The sequence below is a fragment of the Streptomyces sp. NPDC003032 genome (assembly GCF_053591415.1).
On record NZ_JBSFTT010000050.1, the window covers coordinates 24,779 to 39,827 of the forward strand.

A 15,049-nucleotide genomic window follows, 5' to 3' on the forward strand; every position below is an offset into this window, starting at 1 on the left:
CCGACCACCCCGACGCCCCCGGCCGCCGAGCCACTTCACTCGCCTCGTCACGGAAAACAACCACCAGAATCCGGACTGACCAGCCAAGATTCCCGACGGCGTCAGTGCCTGTTTTCGATCCCCGGTTTTGAGTAGCTTTGGGTCCTAGGCTGGCTGGGTGTCCGAGGACGCCGCAGAGCGTGTGTGCGAGGGCTGCGGTGAACGGCTGAGGCTGGGTGCTCCAGCTCGTACGAGGTTCTGCTCGGCGACCTGTCGTTCCAGGCAGTGGCGTCGGGAACTGCGATTGCGCAGGCGGGTGGCTGCTGAAATTGGCGGGGTCGGCCGGGCTGAGTGCCCCGAGTGCGGGAGTACTTGGGTGGCGAGGGTGGATCGTCGTTCGAACGCGGTCTACTGCTCGCGGCGGTGTGTGACGAGGGCCTGGAGGGCTCGGAAGGAAACGCTCGGCGAACGGTCACAGTGACCGCATCTCGAACGCATCCGAGACGCAACTCCGGTAGGGACGCGGTCATTTGTGGACATGAGTTGTGATCATAGGATTTTCGGTCTGACTCTCAGTTTCAGATGCGGGCCGGGTTTTGCCACGGCCGCGGGGTCGCGCCCCGGCCTCGCGGTGGGTGGTGAAATGCCATGCCCGAAGAGATCGAGTCGACTGGTGAGGTCGGCAGCGTCAGCCGGATCCGGTACGCGGAGATCGTGGCTGAACTGCGGAAATTGGTCGAAACGGCTAGTCGAATCCAGTTCACGATCGGTGACTACGCACTCGAGGTCGAGCCGATGCGCGAGCACGGAGGTGCTACGCCGGCCGACGAGTTGTTCACGGTCCGGGACTCGCTGTTTCGTTTGTCCGAGGACATCGGGGTGTCGTACTACTCGGTGAAACAGGCCCGTCAGACCGCTTCGAAATGGCCGCCGGACCGCCGGATTTCAAGGGTGTCGTTCACGGTTCACAACATCCTCGCCTCCATCGTCGACGACGAGGAACGGTGGGAGACGATCCTGACCCCGCCGCCGGGCAAGTCCCGATGGACCCCGGACGAGGCCAACCGGCGGGTCGGACGGCAGGTCACCAAGCCCGTCACTCCGCAGGAGAAGGTCAGCGCGATTCACACGCTTGCCCAGGACGAGGAGGTCGCCGCCACGGTCACCGGCGACCTGCTGCGCAGGCCGGCGGTCGTTGCGCAGGTCAAGGACGAGGACAAGGTCCGGGTGGTGGAGGAACTGACTCGTCAGGACGAGGTCGCCGCCGCCGTCGCGCCGGACTTCCTTCGACGGCCCGAGATCGTCGCCCGGGTCGCGAAAGCGGACAAGGTCAAGGTCGTCGAGGAACTGACCCGAGACGATCATGTCGCCGCCGAAGTGACCACCGGTCTGCTGAGGCGGCCGGATGTCGCTTTCCGCGCAATGTCGGACGACACCGCCCGCCACCAGGTCAACCATGCCCAGGTCGAGCGGGGCCGCCAGGCCCGCGAGCACTTCGAGCAGACCAGCCCCGTCGCCCCGGCGATCCGCAACATCGACCGGTCCGTTGAGTTCCTGGATTTGGTCACCGCCTGCCATGCGTTCGTCGCGGCGGCCGGCCGGGTCGTCCTGGGCATGCGTGACCGCCAGCCAAGCGACGACGAACGCGTCATCGTCCACGAGAACATCGCCCGCGTTCGGGCGACGTTGGACTGGATCGAGACGGCCGTCGACACCGGCAAGGTCGACGTCGACGGCGAGTTGGCCCGCCTGCTGCAAGGCGAGTAGGCGATGCCCCGGGCTTCCGAGGTCAGGTCACCCGCCGCCCAGCGGCATGCCGACAGCGTCCGGTTCGTGCTCTTCGAGGCGAGGCCGGCCGGTCTGACCTTCCCGCAGTTGGTGAGATCGAGCGAACTGTCTCCCAGCCAGGCCCGGTTGGGCCTGGCCTGCCTGCGGGACACCATCGCCGAACGTGGCTGGCCGCCTCTGATCTGGACCAGAGCGGACGGCTACAGGTTCTGCTCGGATGCGTCCGCGCTCCAGGCATACGAAGTGTCGATCATCCGGGAGAAGCTCACCGAGATCCGCCGCTTCATCACCGCCGTCGTCGCCCCGCACGCGACCCTGCAGCCCAAAGGCCGCTGGATCAAGCACCTGAACACGCAGCTCAGTTCAGTCGAGTCGACGCTCGATGTGATCTCCGACTACACCGACGCCTGACCGGTGGGGCCAGCCGCTTCACGGCCGGCCCCACCCCGTTTGGGAGGGAGGCAAGCCGTTGCCGCGCGGGCGCTGCTACCCCTCCGACACCTTCGACGACGAGTGGGCGTTGATCGAGCCGTTGTTGCCGACCCCGGCCTGCGAGACCCGCACTGGGGGCCGGCCGGAGGCCCACCCCCGGCGCGAGATCGTGGATGCGATCCGCTATGTCGTCGACACCGGCTGCAAATGGCTTCCCGCGCACAGCGGCGAAACGGTGGAGATCATCAAGGGCCGCTATCAGGCGAAGCAGAAAACGTGCCGGCAGTGCGGCAGCAACTGGACGCACTACGAGGAGAAGGAGACCGACGTCAACATCACGGTGTCCCTCGTCGCGGACGTGGCGACGAAGTCGGCGACCTCGGCCGTCATCATCAGCGCCGACAGCGACCTCGCCCCCGCTGTCCGCAAGGCCAAGAGCCTCGCGCCGGGCACGCACATCATGGCGGCGTTCCCGCCCAAAAGGTTCTCCAACGAACTGAAGACGCTGATGCCGGCGTCCTTCCCGATCGGCCGCGCCAAGTTCGCTGGCGCCCAGCTGCCCGACCAGGTCGTCGACCCAGCGACCGGACACGCCATCGAACGCCCGGCGAAGTGGACCTGACGGAGAATCCCGGCGAGGCAGCAGCGGCTGTTCGCGAGCCGGTGGCCCCGGAGCCCTCCCCGCTGCCCCTGCCACCGGCCCAGCGTCCAGGCCCACACCTGCCGAGCTGGTGAAGACCCGCGACACGCCTCCGAAGGCTTCCGGACGGCTCTCGCCGCCCTCGCCGAGCGCCATCGGACACCAGAAACAAGTCCGCCGCGAGCTCGCTGCCACCGCTTTCCCCGACGTCGAGCAGGACCAGGAGGGCGAGGTGCCGACATCGCTCGAGGACGTCCGTACTCAGCAGCGTCAGGCCGCCGAAGCCGTGCGCGCGGCCGCAATCCGCCGCGCCCGTGCCGAGCGTGCCGGGCAGGCCGGTGCGACCAGCTCTCCTGCACTGCGTCAGGCCGGATGAGCTCGTGCGCTCCGTCCGGCCGGTTTCAGCGGAACCGCCGGTCGGTGATTCGGCGTCGGCTTCGACGACATCCCGCAGGCCTTCGTCTTCGTTCGGGGCGTCCAGGCCGAGTGCGGTGAAGCACAGCGCACGGCCCGCCACCACCATAGGCACCAGTTCTGGTGGCTATAGTGGTGGCATGACTGTGATGACGCTGCGTATCCCTGACGATCTGGATCTCTCGATCCGCGCCGGTGCCGAGGCTGCGGGCCTGTCCCTGAACGCGTACATCGTCCGGGCGGCTCGCCGTCAGGCCACACTGGATGCCGCGCGGCAGCTCGCCTCGCTGGGTCTGGGTGAGGACCTGGCGGGCGAGGGCGACGCTCTGTGAGGCGCGGTGAGGTCTGGACTCTGACCGATGGACGCAGCGTCCTGATCGTCTCCCTGGACGGTCTGGAAACGTCGTTCAAGGCGGTACTCGCGATCGTGCTGCATCCGAGCGGGCGCTACCCCGACACGGCGATGAGCGTGGTGATCGGCGACCCGATGCCGTGCACCGCGGTCGCCGTGAACCTCCAGCAACTGCACGCGACACGCTTTACGGACGCGACCCGCGTCGGGGTGGTGCCCGCCGAAACAATGGCGCGGGTGGACCAGGCGCTGCGCGCGGTTCTCGATCTGTGAGGCGCGTTCTCACCTCGCCGCGAGCGGCGGTCATCGCGTAGGCCCCGAAGACGAGGCCGACAGGTAGAGGGCGGGACACCGGCTGCCAGGCCCCGGCGTCCTCCTCAGCCGATGAGATGGACCCGGGACGGCCCGGGGCCAGAGTGCAGGCCAGGCGAATCCTCGGGACTATGACGTTCCGGGGCTTCGCCGTGTGTAGACACCCGGCGCACAGCGGCCCCAGCGTGTCGGCGCGCCCCGGCGTGTCATTGCCCGAGTCGGCCCAGTTGCTTGACGATGTCGTCGCGGCCGAAGAGCGGCGTGCCTGTCGTCTGCAGGAACACGTTGATCCGGTGAGGGTCGCTGTGACGCGGCGCGTCCGGGGACACGATCAACAGCTTCTCGACCTGATGCGTCCCTTGGACTGAGGGGCGCTTCCCTGTGGCCCGGGCTACGGCGAGCCGGAGGCGGGCGGGCTCCAGCTGCCAGAACTCCAAGACGTGTCCGTGCTCGCATTCGAGAGCGGCACGCGGCCCGTCCGCTCGAACGGCGCGCACACGGTCCGTGTGCTGGCGCGGACACCGCAGCGGCATGATGCTGCCGGTGGTCACGATCTCGATCCTGCCGGCCTCGACCGCCAGCGGGCCGTCCTCCACCGTGGGCGCGGTGGCCTCCTGGCGCGCGTCGGCACTGTAGGTGCTCAGGAACTCCGCCAGGCGCATGGCCGCACCGCGCATGGCCGACGGGCCGGGCGTCGGCGGCTCGAACGGGAACCTCGAGGACGCGCTCACCGCGCTCGGGGACGAGCGGGAGGCTGGCGACACCGGCTCCGAGCACAACGCCCGTCGGCTCGCACACGCCACCGGCACTCTGGCCCGGCTGCTCGAGCGCCGCGAGCAGCACCTCGCCGTCAGGCTGAAGAACACCTACCGCCTGACCTGGTCCCAGCTCGCCTCTGTGCTCTTCGAAGACCCCGGCAAGCGCAGCTCCGCACAGCGCAAGTATGAGGCGGGACTGCGTCAGATGGGCCGGCCGGTCAACGCGCCCACGCTCAACGACGCCGCCGGCGGTTCCGAAAACTGAACGGCCGGGGCGGCCGTCCACGGCCAAGCGACCGGCCGCCCCGCATCCACCCGACTCCGTCACAGACAGGCGGACATCTGCATGTTCGCAGCCGTTTTCGTCGCCCTCTGGGTCGGCCACACCGTCGGGGACCACTGGGTTAACGCGGCAAATGCCGTGTTCGCCTTCCTCGGCGTCTCGCTTTGGAGGGGCAGTAGCCGACAGTGGTATGGCTGGGATTCTGCTCGGGTGTCTCGGTTGGCAGGCGTCGACGTCGCGCCTCGGAATGCGCCCCTGGGGGTGACGGCATCACGGCTGACGCACGACTGGCCATCCGCTGCGACGCCGGAAATCCTGCCGAGACCGAAGGCCGCTGCGGCTCTGAGGGCAGTTGGCCAATCCGTGTCGAGAACCACACCGAACTTCAACTCGCTGGCCTGACGTCCGACTGCTGCGGCCGGTCCGCAAGGGCGCACCCGAACGGACCAGCTCGGCGCTGTTCAAGCCGCTACGGCAGCTGATCGAGTCCGTCAACCAGACCCTGCCGGGGTAGCCGCCCGCGTCGTGCAACGACCCCTCGCTCTGACCGCCGCGATCTGGCACAACCACCACACCGACCAACCAGTCATCCGGTCACTGACCGGCTACGACCACTGACCTTGTTATCAATCGTCTGGAAGGTTGCGCATCATCGACATCAGCAGCCCGTGGGTCTCCTCGTCGGCGGCGACCACAAGCCCACGGCCCGCCTCGTCAATCGGGACACCGTCGATCCCGGTGACAACGCAGCCAGCAGCCCGGCACAAAGCGATACCGGCCGCGAAATGCACGCTCCCGGAGAGGTCGCCGCCATCGGTGACATACGCGGCGCGCTTGCCGGCAGCCACCCAGGCCAGCGCCAGCGTCGTGGACACGACGCGCGGCCGGAAACGCTCGACGAACTCAGGGCAGGCCAGTAGATCCACGGCCCGGAATCCCGGCGCACTCGGGAACGGGGGATCCAGGTTGACGTCCACCAATCGGGTAGACGGCGTGGGCCTCAGCAGTGTGTCGTCGACCCCGTCATGCCGCACCCAGGCGGTCTCCCGATCGGTGAAAAAGATCTCGCCGCTGAACGGGTCGGCCACCGCCGCCGCCCCATCGCGCAGTGCCACGTTGACGGCCACCAGCATATTGCCGACGGCGTAGTTCAGCGTGCCGCACAGGGGGTCCACCAACCACTGGCGCACAGCGTTGGTGGCACCCTGCTGCCCGCTTTCCTCGCCGAGCACCGCATCACCAGGCCGTGCGGCACGGATGACGCCGAGGATCGCCTCCTCTGCCTCCACATCGGCGGCGGTGGCAAAGTCCCCGGCACCCTTGTTGATGCGACTGAGCCGCTGGCCGTACATGTCGCGGATCACGTCCGCGCCAGCCCGCGCCCCGGCTATCGCGACTGCAGCATCGTCGGAGCTCGTGTATGAGTCGATCATGCCGTGCAGACTATCGAGGCGAAGCTATCGCCTCGGCGAACCTTCGCCGGCAAAACACTAGCTAGCTAGGCGCCCCCGCCAGGGGCGATCAGCCCCGTCTCGTAGGCGAAGACGACGGCCTGGACGCGGTCGCGCAGGTCCAGCTTCGACAGGATGCGGCCGACGTGGCTTTTGACCGTGGTCGGGCTGAGGAACAGCCGAGAGGCGAGTTCGGCATTACTGAGGCCCGTCGCGAGTAGGCGGAGCACCTCGAGCTCGCGCGGGGTCAAGCCGGACAGATCGCGGTGCGGGGCGATGGTCTGCGGTTCGTCGTAATGGGCGAAGCGCTCGATCAGCCGACGAGTGATCGTGGGCGCGAGGAGAGCGTCGCCGGTCTGCACCAGGCGTAAGGCGGAGACCAGATGTTCGGGGGTGACGTCCTTGAGCAGGAAGCCGCTGGCGCCGGCCGTGAGCGCGGCGTAGACGTAGTGGTCGAGGTCGTATGTGGTGAGGATGATGACCCGCGTTCCGGCCGGGCCAGCGTCGCCGATGATGCGTCTGGTGGCCTCGATGCCGTCCATCTCCGGCATCCGGATGTCCATGAGGACGACGTCGGGCCGCGTACGGCGGACCGCTGCGACAGCCTCGGCCCCGTCGGCCGCCACGGCCGTCACTTCGATGCCGTCCGCAGCCAGGATCATCTTGAAACCGGTGCGTACGAGAGCTTGGTCGTCGGCGATGACGGCACGCAGCGGTGGCTGGTCCATGTTCATACGGTGCTCCGCGGGATACGGGCCGTGACTCGGTAGCCGCCGGCGTTTGTCGGTCCGGCCGTCAGCTCGCCCTTGTAGACGGCCAACCGCTCGCGCAGCCCCATGTGGCCACGGCCGTTGCTCTCCGCCGACGGGGAATCCTTGGCACCGCCGGTGTCTGTGATCTCGATCTCCAGACAGGCGTCTGTGTAACCGATGGCGACGGACGCCTGCGCGCCGCGCGCATGTTTGATCGTGTTGGTCAGCGCCTCCTGTACGACGCGGTACGCCGCGAGGTCCACCCCCGGCGGCAGCGGATCCGGCGACAGCGATACCCCGACGCTCACGGGCGTACCGGCGGCGCGTACTCGTGCGACGAGCGCGTCGAGCTGCGCGAGCCCGGGCTGGGGCTCCAGGCTGTCGGGCCTCTCATGGTCCGGGGCGGCCAGCAGGCCCATCACATGGCGCAGTTCGGCCATGGCGGCCCGACCGCCCGCCTCGACGGCCAATAGTGCCTCCTTCGACTGCTCGGGCGCCATGTCCATCACTTTGCGGGCCGCGCCGGCCTGAATCACCATCACGCTCACATTGTGAGTCACGACGTCGTGCAGTTCGGCGGCGATGCGGGCACGCTCCTCCTCGACGGCGCGGCGCGTGGCCTCCTCCTGAGCGGCCTGCAGTTCTGTCACCCGGTCCCGGCTGGACGCCAGCCGCAGTTGCAGGAAGCGGACGAGGCTGGCCAGCATCCCGGCCACCAGGAGCACGAAGCCCGGGCTGGACCATCCGGGGAGCACTGGGTCCGCGTTACGGAAAGCGAAACCGGACAGCGCGGCGGCGATCACCAGGACGGCGACCGCCGTTATCCGGTAACGGCTGTATACGACGGCGCTGTAGGCGCCGATGACACAGGCCAGGACCGTGATCCAGGAGGCGGAGCTGCCGATGGCCAGTGCCGCGCCGAGCACCACCACGAACAAGGTCAGCGGATACCGGCGCCGGGCTGCCAGCGGCAGCGTCGACAGGAGGACCAGGGCCCAGGGCACGGAGGAGGGTTCTTCCTCCACGGGCGCCTGACCAGGGTCGGGGGGCGAGGGCGGGGCCGGGACCCCGGTCCCGACGTCCACCGTAGGGGGGTTGATGTTCACCGGCCCGTCGCCGGGATAGCGCACCGCCACGAACAGGGCAATGACGGTCAGTACGAACGCCAGCACCACATCGGCGCGCACCGCTCGCCGGGACAGCGGGGCGGCCTTCGCGTCCGGGCGTAGCGCGCCGATGAGTTGCTGATGCCAGCTGCGCCGGTCTTCCGTCTCCATCCGTGCATTGTGCTGCGCTCTCCGCTCGGCCCGCGTCCGCCTGTCTGGCCAGGGCATTGCCCCAGAGGCCTACTTCTCAGGTATGACTCCGCGGCCGAATCCTCCGCAGGAAGGGCCTGATGTTGGTTCCGCGGCCGAGGCGCCCCATACGCGGCACCTCTAGGTTCGCAGGACCGGCAACGCCATGTGCCTCTCGCGACCTCAAGGACGGACAACTCGTATGCATCAAGTGATCGAACTGGAGGGGGTGGCGAAGCGCTACGACAGCGTCGGCGCGCCGGCGCTCGGACCGCTCACGCTCAGCATCGCCAAGGGCGAGGCCCTTGCCGTGACGGGCCCTTCCGGCAGCGGCAAGTCCACGCTGCTGAACCTCGTCGCCGGCCTGGACAAGCCGACCGATGGCGCCGTGATCGTGGCCGGGCGACGGATCGACCAGCTTAGCGAGCACGCCCTCGCAAAGTTCCGTCGCGAACACATCGGCATGGCCTTCCAGTTCTTCAATCTTCTCGACGACCTCACCGTCACCGACAACATTCAGCTCCCGGCCCAGCTGACTGGGACCAGTCGGCGCAAGGCCGCGGCCCGCGCGGGTGAGCTCATGGAGATGCTGGGCATTCAGAAGCACGCCCGCGCCTACCCGGGCCGCCTGTCCGGAGGTGAACGCCAACGGGTCGCGGTCGCCCGGGCCTTGGTCAACCGGCCCGCGCTGCTGCTCGCCGACGAGCCCACCGGTGCACTCGACACCGCCTCGGGCCACGACGTCCGCAATCTGCTGATGGATCTGCACCGCGCCGGACAGACCATCGTGCTGGTGACGCACGATCTGACGCTGGCGGAGGCGTGCGCGAGCCGCACGATTCACCTGGTCGACGGTCACGTCGCTCTCGACACGTATGCGCAGGCCGTCCGATGAGCCTGTTCGGTACCGGCGCGATGGGCCGGGTCGTACGCTCCGGCGTTGGCCGGCGGCGGGTGCAGACCGTGGTGATCACCGTGGCCACGATGATGGCTGTGGCCTCGGCGGTGGTCGCCGGGTCGCTGATGGTCGCCGCGGCCGCGCCCTTCGACAACGCCTTCAAGAAGCAGCAGGGCTCGCACATCACCGCCCAGTTCGATCCGGCCAAGGCGAATGCGGCGCAGCTGGCGAAGACCGGGAAGCTGCCCGGCGTCGCCGCGAGCGCGGGACCGTACCCGTCCACGGCGTTCCGCCCGGTGGACCGAGCGGGCTTCCAACTGCCGACGCTGACCCTGGTCGGGCGGTCCGCACCGGACGGCGCCGTGGACCGGGTGGATCTGAAGTCCGGCCGGTGGGCGCAGAAGCCCGGCGAGATCGTGCTCGACGCGTCGTTCGAGGGGCCCGCCATCGGGATCGGCGCCCCCATGAAGGCTTCGGACGCCGAGAGCGCCCCGCCCCTTTCGATCGTCGGCTTCGCTGTGTCGGCCAGCAAGACCGCTGACTCCTGGGTTACTCCCGCGCAGGTCGACGCGCTGGCGTCGGAGGGTAACCCGGTCGCGAGTCAGATGCTCTACCGCTTCGACTCCGCGAGCACGAAGCAGCAGATCCTCGCCAACCGGAAGAAGCTCGCCGACTCCGTGGGGTCCGGGGCGCTCCTTGGGACCCAGTCCTGGCTGGACACCAAGCGCGCCGCTGATCAGGGTGCGGCGGCGACCGTCCCGTTCGTGATGGCTTTCGGCGCGCTCGGCATCGTGATGTCGGTGATCATCGTCAGCAGTGTGATCAGTGGCGCGGTCGGCACCAGCCTGCGCAGGATCGGCATCCTCAAGGCCATCGGCTTCACTCCGCGCGAGGTCGTACGCGCCTACGTGGCCCAGGCGCTGATCCCGGCCGTCGTCGGCATCGCCCTGGGTGTCGTCCTGGGCAACCTCCTGGCAGTGCCGCTGTTGTCCGACACCGAGTCGGTGTACGGCGGCGTCTCGCTCTCGGTGGCCTGGTGGGTGGACGCCGCCGTACCGGCCGCCACCCTGGTCGTCGTGGGGATCGCGGCGCTGATTCCCGCGCTGCGGGCCGGAAGACTGCGGACAGTCGAGGCCATCGCGGTCGGCCGGGCGCCGCGCACAGGGCGCGGCCAGTGGGCGCACCGGGCGATGGGGATGCTGCCGCTGCCGCGACCGGTGACCTACGGTCTCGCCACCCCCTTCACGCATCCGGTACGTACCCTCGCGATGCTGCTCGCGGTGGCCTTCGGCACCGTCGCGGCGACGTTTGCGGTGGGTCTCACCTCGTCCCTGAACGCGATCGGCACCTCGCAGGACCCCGAGAACCGCGCCGCGGTCACGGTCACGACGACCAAGGCGATCGAAGTCGCTCCCCCGCCACCGCCTGTGGGGGGCGACGCGGGAGATCCGCCTCCCCCCGGCGGCGGCGATTCGGCCCCGCCTCCCGTGGAGAACAGCGCGGCGAGCACGTCCACGAAGCCCAAGGTCGCCGACCCGGCGAAGGTGCGGTCCGCCGTCACGTCGCAGCCGGACACGGAGTCGTTCTACGGCAAGGCCCAGACCGAGGTCGCCGTGGCCGGGGTCTCAGGATCGATCCAGGCCAGCCTCTACGAGGGCGATTCGCGCGCCGGCAGCTACGAGATGCTCTCCGGGCACTGGATCACCGGTAAGGGACAGGTCGTGGTGCCCTCGCGCTTCCTGGAGAGGACCAGCACCAAGCTCGGTGACACGGTGCGGGTGACCTACGAGAAGGAGACCGCGAACCTGCGGATCGTGGGCGAGTCCTTCGACACGTCGGGTAGCCAGCTGGAGATCCACGCGGACATGGCCGACTTCAGGTCGGCCGAGCCCAGTACCTTCCTCGTCGAGACGAAGTCCGGCGTCTCCGCCGACGAGTACGCCCAGAAGGTCGCCGCGGTCGTACAGCCGCTGGGGGGCGACGCCACGACCGGCTCCGAGTCGGGGCAGGACGGCGTCATCCTCATTATGGCCGCGATGGCGGTGCTGCTCACCCTCATGCTGATCATCGTGGCCGGTCTCGGTGTGCTCAACTCCGTGGTCCTCGACACCCGGGAACGCATCCACGACCTGGGTGTCTGCAAGGCGATCGGCATGACGCCGCGGCAGACCGTGAGCCTCGTGCTCGCCTCGGTGGCCGTGATCGGCGTGATCGGCGGGCTGCTCGGCGTGCCGGCGGGGTACGCGCTGCACCACGTCGTCATGCCGGTGATGGGGCGTGCCGTGGGCACCAGCCTGCCGTCGCTTGTCCTTGATGTGTACAGGCCTTTCCAGCTGCTCCTGCTGGGGCTCGGCGGATTCGTGATCGCGATGCTGGGCGCGCTGATCCCGGCAGGCTGGGCCGCCAGGGCACGTACGGCCACGGCGCTGCGCACCGAGTAGCGTCCGGCGGAGCGCGAGCTGCTGGGGGCGGATCCGCCAGGTCCGCGGGGTCGGGCCGCCCGTACAGGCACAGGTGCCGGTGCCCCCGTCCAGGCAGTTCCTCTTGAGAGGGACTCGGAAGGCCCGGACGGGGGCCGGCAGCGGGAAGCGGTGCGGGGTATCGGCGGCGAGACCGGGTGTGGGGCAGCAGCTCCGACCTGGTCTCGCCGCCGCACAGATCCGGCCCCTGCTCATCCGCAGAAGTCCCCGAGACCTGTCCCCGAACCAGGGGTAGGGCACCTCACAGACGCACGGCTACCTCGGCATCAGTGAAACATCGCACCACGGCTCACTCGTCCTCCTACCTCCGCATACGCCGCAGCACAGGTCTGGCCCTCGGCTGGTGGCTCACGGCGGAGGCGCTGGAGCTCGTCGTCTTTGGCTGCCAGGACGGACAGCAGCAGCTGGTGACGCTCCTTGAGCTGGTTGAACTCGGTGTGCGTGCGGGCAAGTTTGCTGGTGAGCTGCTGGTTGAGGTCCCGTAGCCGCGCGATCCGGGCTTCGCGGGGATCGGGCTGATGTCCGGCGGCCCAGGCGGCGGCTCGGCGTTGCTCGAACTCGTCCTTGAGGTGGCCCCAGGTCCGGTAGAGGGATGCGCGTGAGATGCCCGCCTCGCGGGCGAGCGTCTTGACATCGCAGGCGCCGCCGGGTGGGATCTGCCCGGCCAGCAGCCGGTCGATGGCCGCGCGAATGCGCCGCTCAATCTGGTCGCGCTGCTGGTGGCTCAGTGCCATGTCATCCGGCCTTTCCGGCTGCCTTGTCGATCTCTTCGAGAATCCGCATGGACCGCTCGTGCTCGGCCCGCAACCGGTCCCTTTCCCCGGCCGGGATGCAAGGGCTGGCCAGCAGGACGGCGCCGTTGTCGGCCGCGTTCTGCCAGACCGAGCGGTGAACGAGGTGGTGGGTGGCCTGCGGGCAGCGGGAGCTGTCACACAGCCCGGTCAGCGGAGCTGCCGCGGACTTGGTGCCGGCGAGCCTGAGACACAGCGCCTTGGCCGGGTCTTCGAACCAGCAGTAGTTCGCCGCGGACAGGTGCAGTACCGACGCCTTCCTCTTCAGCAGCAGCTCGATCTGCCGGTCGGTGACCACCTTCGCCGGTCCTGGCTCGTGGTTGGCCAGCTCGTCTTCGACGGCGCGGAACGTGGCCAGCAGGGCGTCGGCTCCCGGGCCCGCGGGCAGCTGCCCCTGTTCGAACTGCCGATATGCCTCGACGGTCCGCTGGAGTTTCCGCTTCGCTTCCTCCTTCTTCCATTCGTGGTGGAAGACGGCCTGGGCGCCACCGGGCCGGCCTAAGCTTGTTTTTTAAGACCCAGTCTCGAACATGCCTCGAACTTGATTAGCGTTTTCGCAGTTCAGAGGATGTGAAGGCGACCTTCGTCTGATCCTTTGCTTCGTCACAGGCAAAGATCAGCGCGAAGGCCGTAGCCATGAGTGTGGGGGATCAGTGCGTCCTGCGGGATGCGTTCGCGGAAGTGTCACGTTTCCGGACGGAGTTGTACGCGTGTCTGACCACGTGGGGCGACGCGTTGTTCGAGTTGTGCGACGCCGTGCTGTGCACCGACGGCCCGGTTCGGTCGCTCGTCGAGCTTGCGCTAGCCCCTGAACACCGCCGTGGTCACGGCTCGTTGTACGGCGGCCTCAACGAAGGCCACATCGACGTTGCCCGGCTCCGCCGAACCCTGTCCGAGTTGCCGTTGCCCAGGGCGGCGGACGGACGGCTGGTCTTGGCGGTGGACGTCTCCCCCTGGCTACGACCGGACGCCGGCACTTGCCCGGACCGCTCGTTCTGCCACACCTACGGCCGCGGCGACGCCAAGCACCAGATGATGCCCGGCTGGCCCTACTCGATCGTGGCCGCCCTGGAGACGGGCCGGACTTCCTGGACGGCGATTCTGGATGCCATCCGCCTGGAACCCGGCGCCGACCTCGCCGCCATCACCACCGTCCAGATCCGGGAGGTGGTTCAGCGACTGATCGCCGCCGGCCAGTGGTGCCAAGGCGACCTGGAGATCCTGGTCGTCCTCGACGCCGGCTACGACGCACCCCGCATTGCACATCTCCTGGCGGACCTGCCGGTGCAGATCCTGGGCCGGCTGCGTTCAGACCGGGTGATGCGGCGGCCCACACCACCGCGGGTCTACGATCCCAAGGGTGGCCGGCCGCCCAAGCACGGCGGCGAGTTCGTCTTCGGCGACCCGGCCACTTGGGGCACTGAGCAGGCCGTGACCATCACGGACACCCGCCTCTACGGCACCGCGACTGCACGGGCATGGGACCGGCTCCACCCCCGGCTGACCCGCCGGGCTGCCTGGATCGACCACGACGGCCCGTTGCCTCTCATCGAGGGGACCGTCATCCGCCTGGCCGTGGAGAGACTGCCGTCCGGCGGGGTGAACAAGCCCGTGTGGCTGTGGTGGTCGGGCACCGACGCCACAGGGGCGGACGTCGACCGCTGCTGGCAGTCCTTCCTGCGGAGATTCGACCTAGAGCACACGTTCCGGATGCTCAAGCAGACCCTTGGATGGGTCCGACCGCGGCTTCGCAGCTCGGCCGCAGCGGACCGCTGGACGTGGCTGGTGGTCGCAGCGCACACTCAACTGCGGCTCGCCCGGCCGCTGGCCGGCGACCTTCGCCACCCGTGGGAGAAGCCCGCCCCACCGAACAAGCTCACGCCCGCCCGTGTCCGGCGCGGGTTCAGAAACCTCCGTGCACGGACTGGCTCCCCAGCCAGTGCACCGAAACCTTCTCGGCCCGGCTCCGGACGTCCGCCAGGCTCGAAGAACCGTCGTCCGGCACAGCGTCACGAGGTGGGAAGAATACTTGCCACGGGCCAGGCATTCAGCCGCCCAACCCACCACAAGATCGGCACGAAACCCCGCCGCTCGAAGGCAACGAACGCCATGAGCTAACTGGGGCTGTTCATGGTGGGAGCCCTGCCCATGAAGGGCAACGGGCAAGTCGCCCGCTCGCGAGAGGGCTCCCACCACACCCGTGTGTGCCTGAAAGGCATCAACACGTAGTCCACAATGAGGGACCTACGCCAGAAAGGCTGGCGCCGCCGCGGCTTGGTCACCACATCGGCCGAAGGGCTCCGTCTTGGCAGCACCGAAGCCGCACCTTCTGGCTCTAACAAAAGCTGTTGATCAAGTGACTATCGGCTTGGTGGCTCGTTGGTCAGGTCATGGCGAAGCGTCAGTCGCGGCCGTGGATCGTGT

The 15,049-nt window shown here is 68.7% G+C and carries 15 protein-coding genes and 3 pseudogenes; 12 read left to right on the top strand and 6 right to left on the bottom strand.

Annotated elements, in window-relative coordinates:
- Positions 1–627: 627 nt before the first annotated feature.
- The 7 genes and pseudogenes from ACWDZ7_RS38095 to ACWDZ7_RS38125 all read left to right on the top strand — a co-directional run bounded on the left by ACWDZ7_RS38095 (position 628) and on the right by ACWDZ7_RS38125 (position 3,878).
- Positions 628–1,746: a DUF6192 family protein gene (locus ACWDZ7_RS38095; RefSeq protein ID WP_451803342.1), complete on the top strand. Its 1,119-nt coding sequence runs from the start codon at positions 628–630 to the stop codon at positions 1,744–1,746.
- Positions 1,747–1,749: 3 nt separating this feature from the next.
- Positions 1,750–2,178, top strand: a complete 429-nt coding sequence (locus ACWDZ7_RS38100; RefSeq protein ID WP_451803343.1) for a RacP protein — start codon at positions 1,750–1,752, stop codon at positions 2,176–2,178.
- Positions 2,179–2,236: 58 nt separating this feature from the next.
- Positions 2,237–2,419 (top strand): annotated as a pseudogene (locus ACWDZ7_RS38105) (transposase); the annotation flags it as partial.
- Positions 2,420–2,473: 54 nt separating this feature from the next.
- Positions 2,474–2,821 (top strand): annotated as a pseudogene (locus ACWDZ7_RS38110) (NYN domain-containing protein); the annotation flags it as partial.
- A 109-nt stretch (positions 2,822–2,930) separates the two neighbouring features.
- On the top strand, positions 2,931–3,215 hold the full coding sequence (locus ACWDZ7_RS38115; RefSeq protein ID WP_451803344.1) for a hypothetical protein: 285 nt from the start codon (positions 2,931–2,933) through the stop codon (positions 3,213–3,215).
- A gap of 178 nt (positions 3,216–3,393) precedes the next feature.
- Positions 3,394–3,585: a toxin-antitoxin system HicB family antitoxin gene (locus ACWDZ7_RS38120; protein ID WP_451803345.1), complete on the top strand. Its 192-nt coding sequence runs from the start codon at positions 3,394–3,396 to the stop codon at positions 3,583–3,585.
- On the top strand, positions 3,582–3,878 hold the full coding sequence (locus ACWDZ7_RS38125) for a hypothetical protein (protein ID WP_451803346.1): 297 nt from the start codon (positions 3,582–3,584) through the stop codon (positions 3,876–3,878). The genes ACWDZ7_RS38120 and ACWDZ7_RS38125 overlap by 4 nt, the downstream gene beginning before the upstream one ends.
- A gap of 245 nt (positions 3,879–4,123) precedes the next feature.
- Here ACWDZ7_RS38125 and ACWDZ7_RS38130 read toward each other — a convergent pair whose 3' ends face one another.
- Positions 4,124–4,579 carry a hypothetical protein gene (locus tag ACWDZ7_RS38130; RefSeq protein WP_451803347.1) on the bottom strand — a complete coding sequence of 152 codons (456 nt, stop codon included), beginning with the start codon at positions 4,577–4,579 and terminating at the stop codon, positions 4,124–4,126.
- On the opposite strand from ACWDZ7_RS38130, the gene ACWDZ7_RS38135 reads away from it, so the two are divergent.
- Positions 4,578–4,940 (top strand): hypothetical protein, encoded by a 363-nt coding sequence (locus tag ACWDZ7_RS38135; RefSeq protein WP_451803348.1) that lies wholly within the window; start codon positions 4,578–4,580, stop codon positions 4,938–4,940. The genes ACWDZ7_RS38130 and ACWDZ7_RS38135 overlap by 2 nt on opposite strands.
- 421 nt (positions 4,941–5,361) lie before the next feature.
- A pseudogene (locus tag ACWDZ7_RS38140) lies at positions 5,362–5,576 on the top strand (IS982 family transposase); the annotation flags it as partial.
- A gap of 8 nt (positions 5,577–5,584) precedes the next feature.
- Here the strand turns inward: ACWDZ7_RS38140 and ACWDZ7_RS38145 are convergent.
- From ACWDZ7_RS38145 to ACWDZ7_RS38155, 3 genes are all read right to left on the bottom strand, one after another.
- The gene (locus ACWDZ7_RS38145; RefSeq protein ID WP_451803349.1) at positions 5,585–6,391 is read right to left on the bottom strand and encodes an inositol monophosphatase family protein; all 807 of its coding nucleotides are present in this window, start codon (positions 6,389–6,391) and stop codon (positions 5,585–5,587) included.
- Between the two features lie 65 nt (positions 6,392–6,456).
- Positions 6,457–7,143, bottom strand: a complete 687-nt coding sequence (locus ACWDZ7_RS38150; protein ID WP_451803350.1) for a response regulator — start codon at positions 7,141–7,143, stop codon at positions 6,457–6,459.
- Complete coding sequence (locus tag ACWDZ7_RS38155; RefSeq protein ID WP_451803351.1) at positions 7,140–8,438, bottom strand: sensor histidine kinase; 1,299 nt, start codon at positions 8,436–8,438, stop codon at positions 7,140–7,142. Before ACWDZ7_RS38155 ends, ACWDZ7_RS38150 begins: the two co-directional genes overlap by 4 nt.
- Positions 8,439–8,658: 220 nt before the next feature.
- On the opposite strand from ACWDZ7_RS38155, the gene ACWDZ7_RS38160 reads away from it, so the two are divergent.
- Both ACWDZ7_RS38160 and ACWDZ7_RS38165 read left to right on the top strand, forming a co-directional pair.
- Entirely contained in the window at positions 8,659–9,351 is a 693-nt protein-coding gene (locus tag ACWDZ7_RS38160; protein WP_451803352.1) for an ABC transporter ATP-binding protein, read from the top strand.
- Positions 9,348–11,795, top strand: a complete 2,448-nt coding sequence (locus ACWDZ7_RS38165; protein WP_451803353.1) for an ABC transporter permease — start codon at positions 9,348–9,350, stop codon at positions 11,793–11,795. Before ACWDZ7_RS38160 ends, ACWDZ7_RS38165 begins: the two co-directional genes overlap by 4 nt.
- Positions 11,796–12,100: 305 nt before the next feature.
- On the opposite strand, the gene ACWDZ7_RS38170 is transcribed toward ACWDZ7_RS38165, so the two are convergent.
- Both ACWDZ7_RS38170 and ACWDZ7_RS38175 read right to left on the bottom strand, forming a co-directional pair.
- Complete coding sequence (locus tag ACWDZ7_RS38170) at positions 12,101–12,568, bottom strand: hypothetical protein (protein WP_451803354.1); 468 nt, start codon at positions 12,566–12,568, stop codon at positions 12,101–12,103.
- 1 nt (position 12,569) lies between these two features.
- Positions 12,570–12,923, bottom strand: a complete 354-nt coding sequence (locus ACWDZ7_RS38175) for a hypothetical protein (RefSeq protein ID WP_451803355.1) — start codon at positions 12,921–12,923, stop codon at positions 12,570–12,572.
- Positions 12,924–13,261: 338 nt separating this feature from the next.
- Here ACWDZ7_RS38175 and ACWDZ7_RS38180 point away from each other — a divergent pair, with 338 nt between their 5' ends.
- A complete protein-coding gene (locus ACWDZ7_RS38180; RefSeq protein ID WP_451803356.1) occupies positions 13,262–14,743 on the top strand; it encodes an NF041680 family putative transposase in 1,482 nt (493 codons plus the stop codon).
- Positions 14,744–15,049 lie beyond the last annotated feature (306 nt).

Excerpts from the sequence above, each read along its gene's own strand:
- ACWDZ7_RS38095 (WP_451803342.1), top strand. The coding sequence starts at position 628 with ATGCCCGAAGAGATCGAGTCGACTGGTGAGGTCGGCAGCGTCAGCCGG.
- ACWDZ7_RS38100 (WP_451803343.1), top strand. The coding sequence starts at position 1,750 with ATGCCCCGGGCTTCCGAGGTCAGGTCACCCGCCGCCCAGCGGCATGCC.
- ACWDZ7_RS38120 (WP_451803345.1), top strand. The coding sequence starts at position 3,394 with ATGACTGTGATGACGCTGCGTATCCCTGACGATCTGGATCTCTCGATC.
- ACWDZ7_RS38135 (WP_451803348.1), top strand. The coding sequence starts at position 4,578 with ATGGCCGCACCGCGCATGGCCGACGGGCCGGGCGTCGGCGGCTCGAAC.
- ACWDZ7_RS38130 (WP_451803347.1), bottom strand. The coding sequence starts at position 4,579 with ATGCGCCTGGCGGAGTTCCTGAGCACCTACAGTGCCGACGCGCGCCAG.
- ACWDZ7_RS38145 (WP_451803349.1), bottom strand. The coding sequence starts at position 6,391 with ATGATCGACTCATACACGAGCTCCGACGATGCTGCAGTCGCGATAGCC.
- ACWDZ7_RS38150 (WP_451803350.1), bottom strand. The coding sequence starts at position 7,143 with ATGAACATGGACCAGCCACCGCTGCGTGCCGTCATCGCCGACGACCAA.
- ACWDZ7_RS38155 (WP_451803351.1), bottom strand. The coding sequence starts at position 8,438 with ATGGAGACGGAAGACCGGCGCAGCTGGCATCAGCAACTCATCGGCGCG.
- ACWDZ7_RS38160 (WP_451803352.1), top strand. The coding sequence starts at position 8,659 with ATGCATCAAGTGATCGAACTGGAGGGGGTGGCGAAGCGCTACGACAGC.
- ACWDZ7_RS38165 (WP_451803353.1), top strand. The coding sequence starts at position 9,348 with ATGAGCCTGTTCGGTACCGGCGCGATGGGCCGGGTCGTACGCTCCGGC.
- ACWDZ7_RS38170 (WP_451803354.1), bottom strand. The coding sequence starts at position 12,568 with ATGGCACTGAGCCACCAGCAGCGCGACCAGATTGAGCGGCGCATTCGC.
- ACWDZ7_RS38180 (WP_451803356.1), top strand. The coding sequence starts at position 13,262 with ATGAGTGTGGGGGATCAGTGCGTCCTGCGGGATGCGTTCGCGGAAGTG.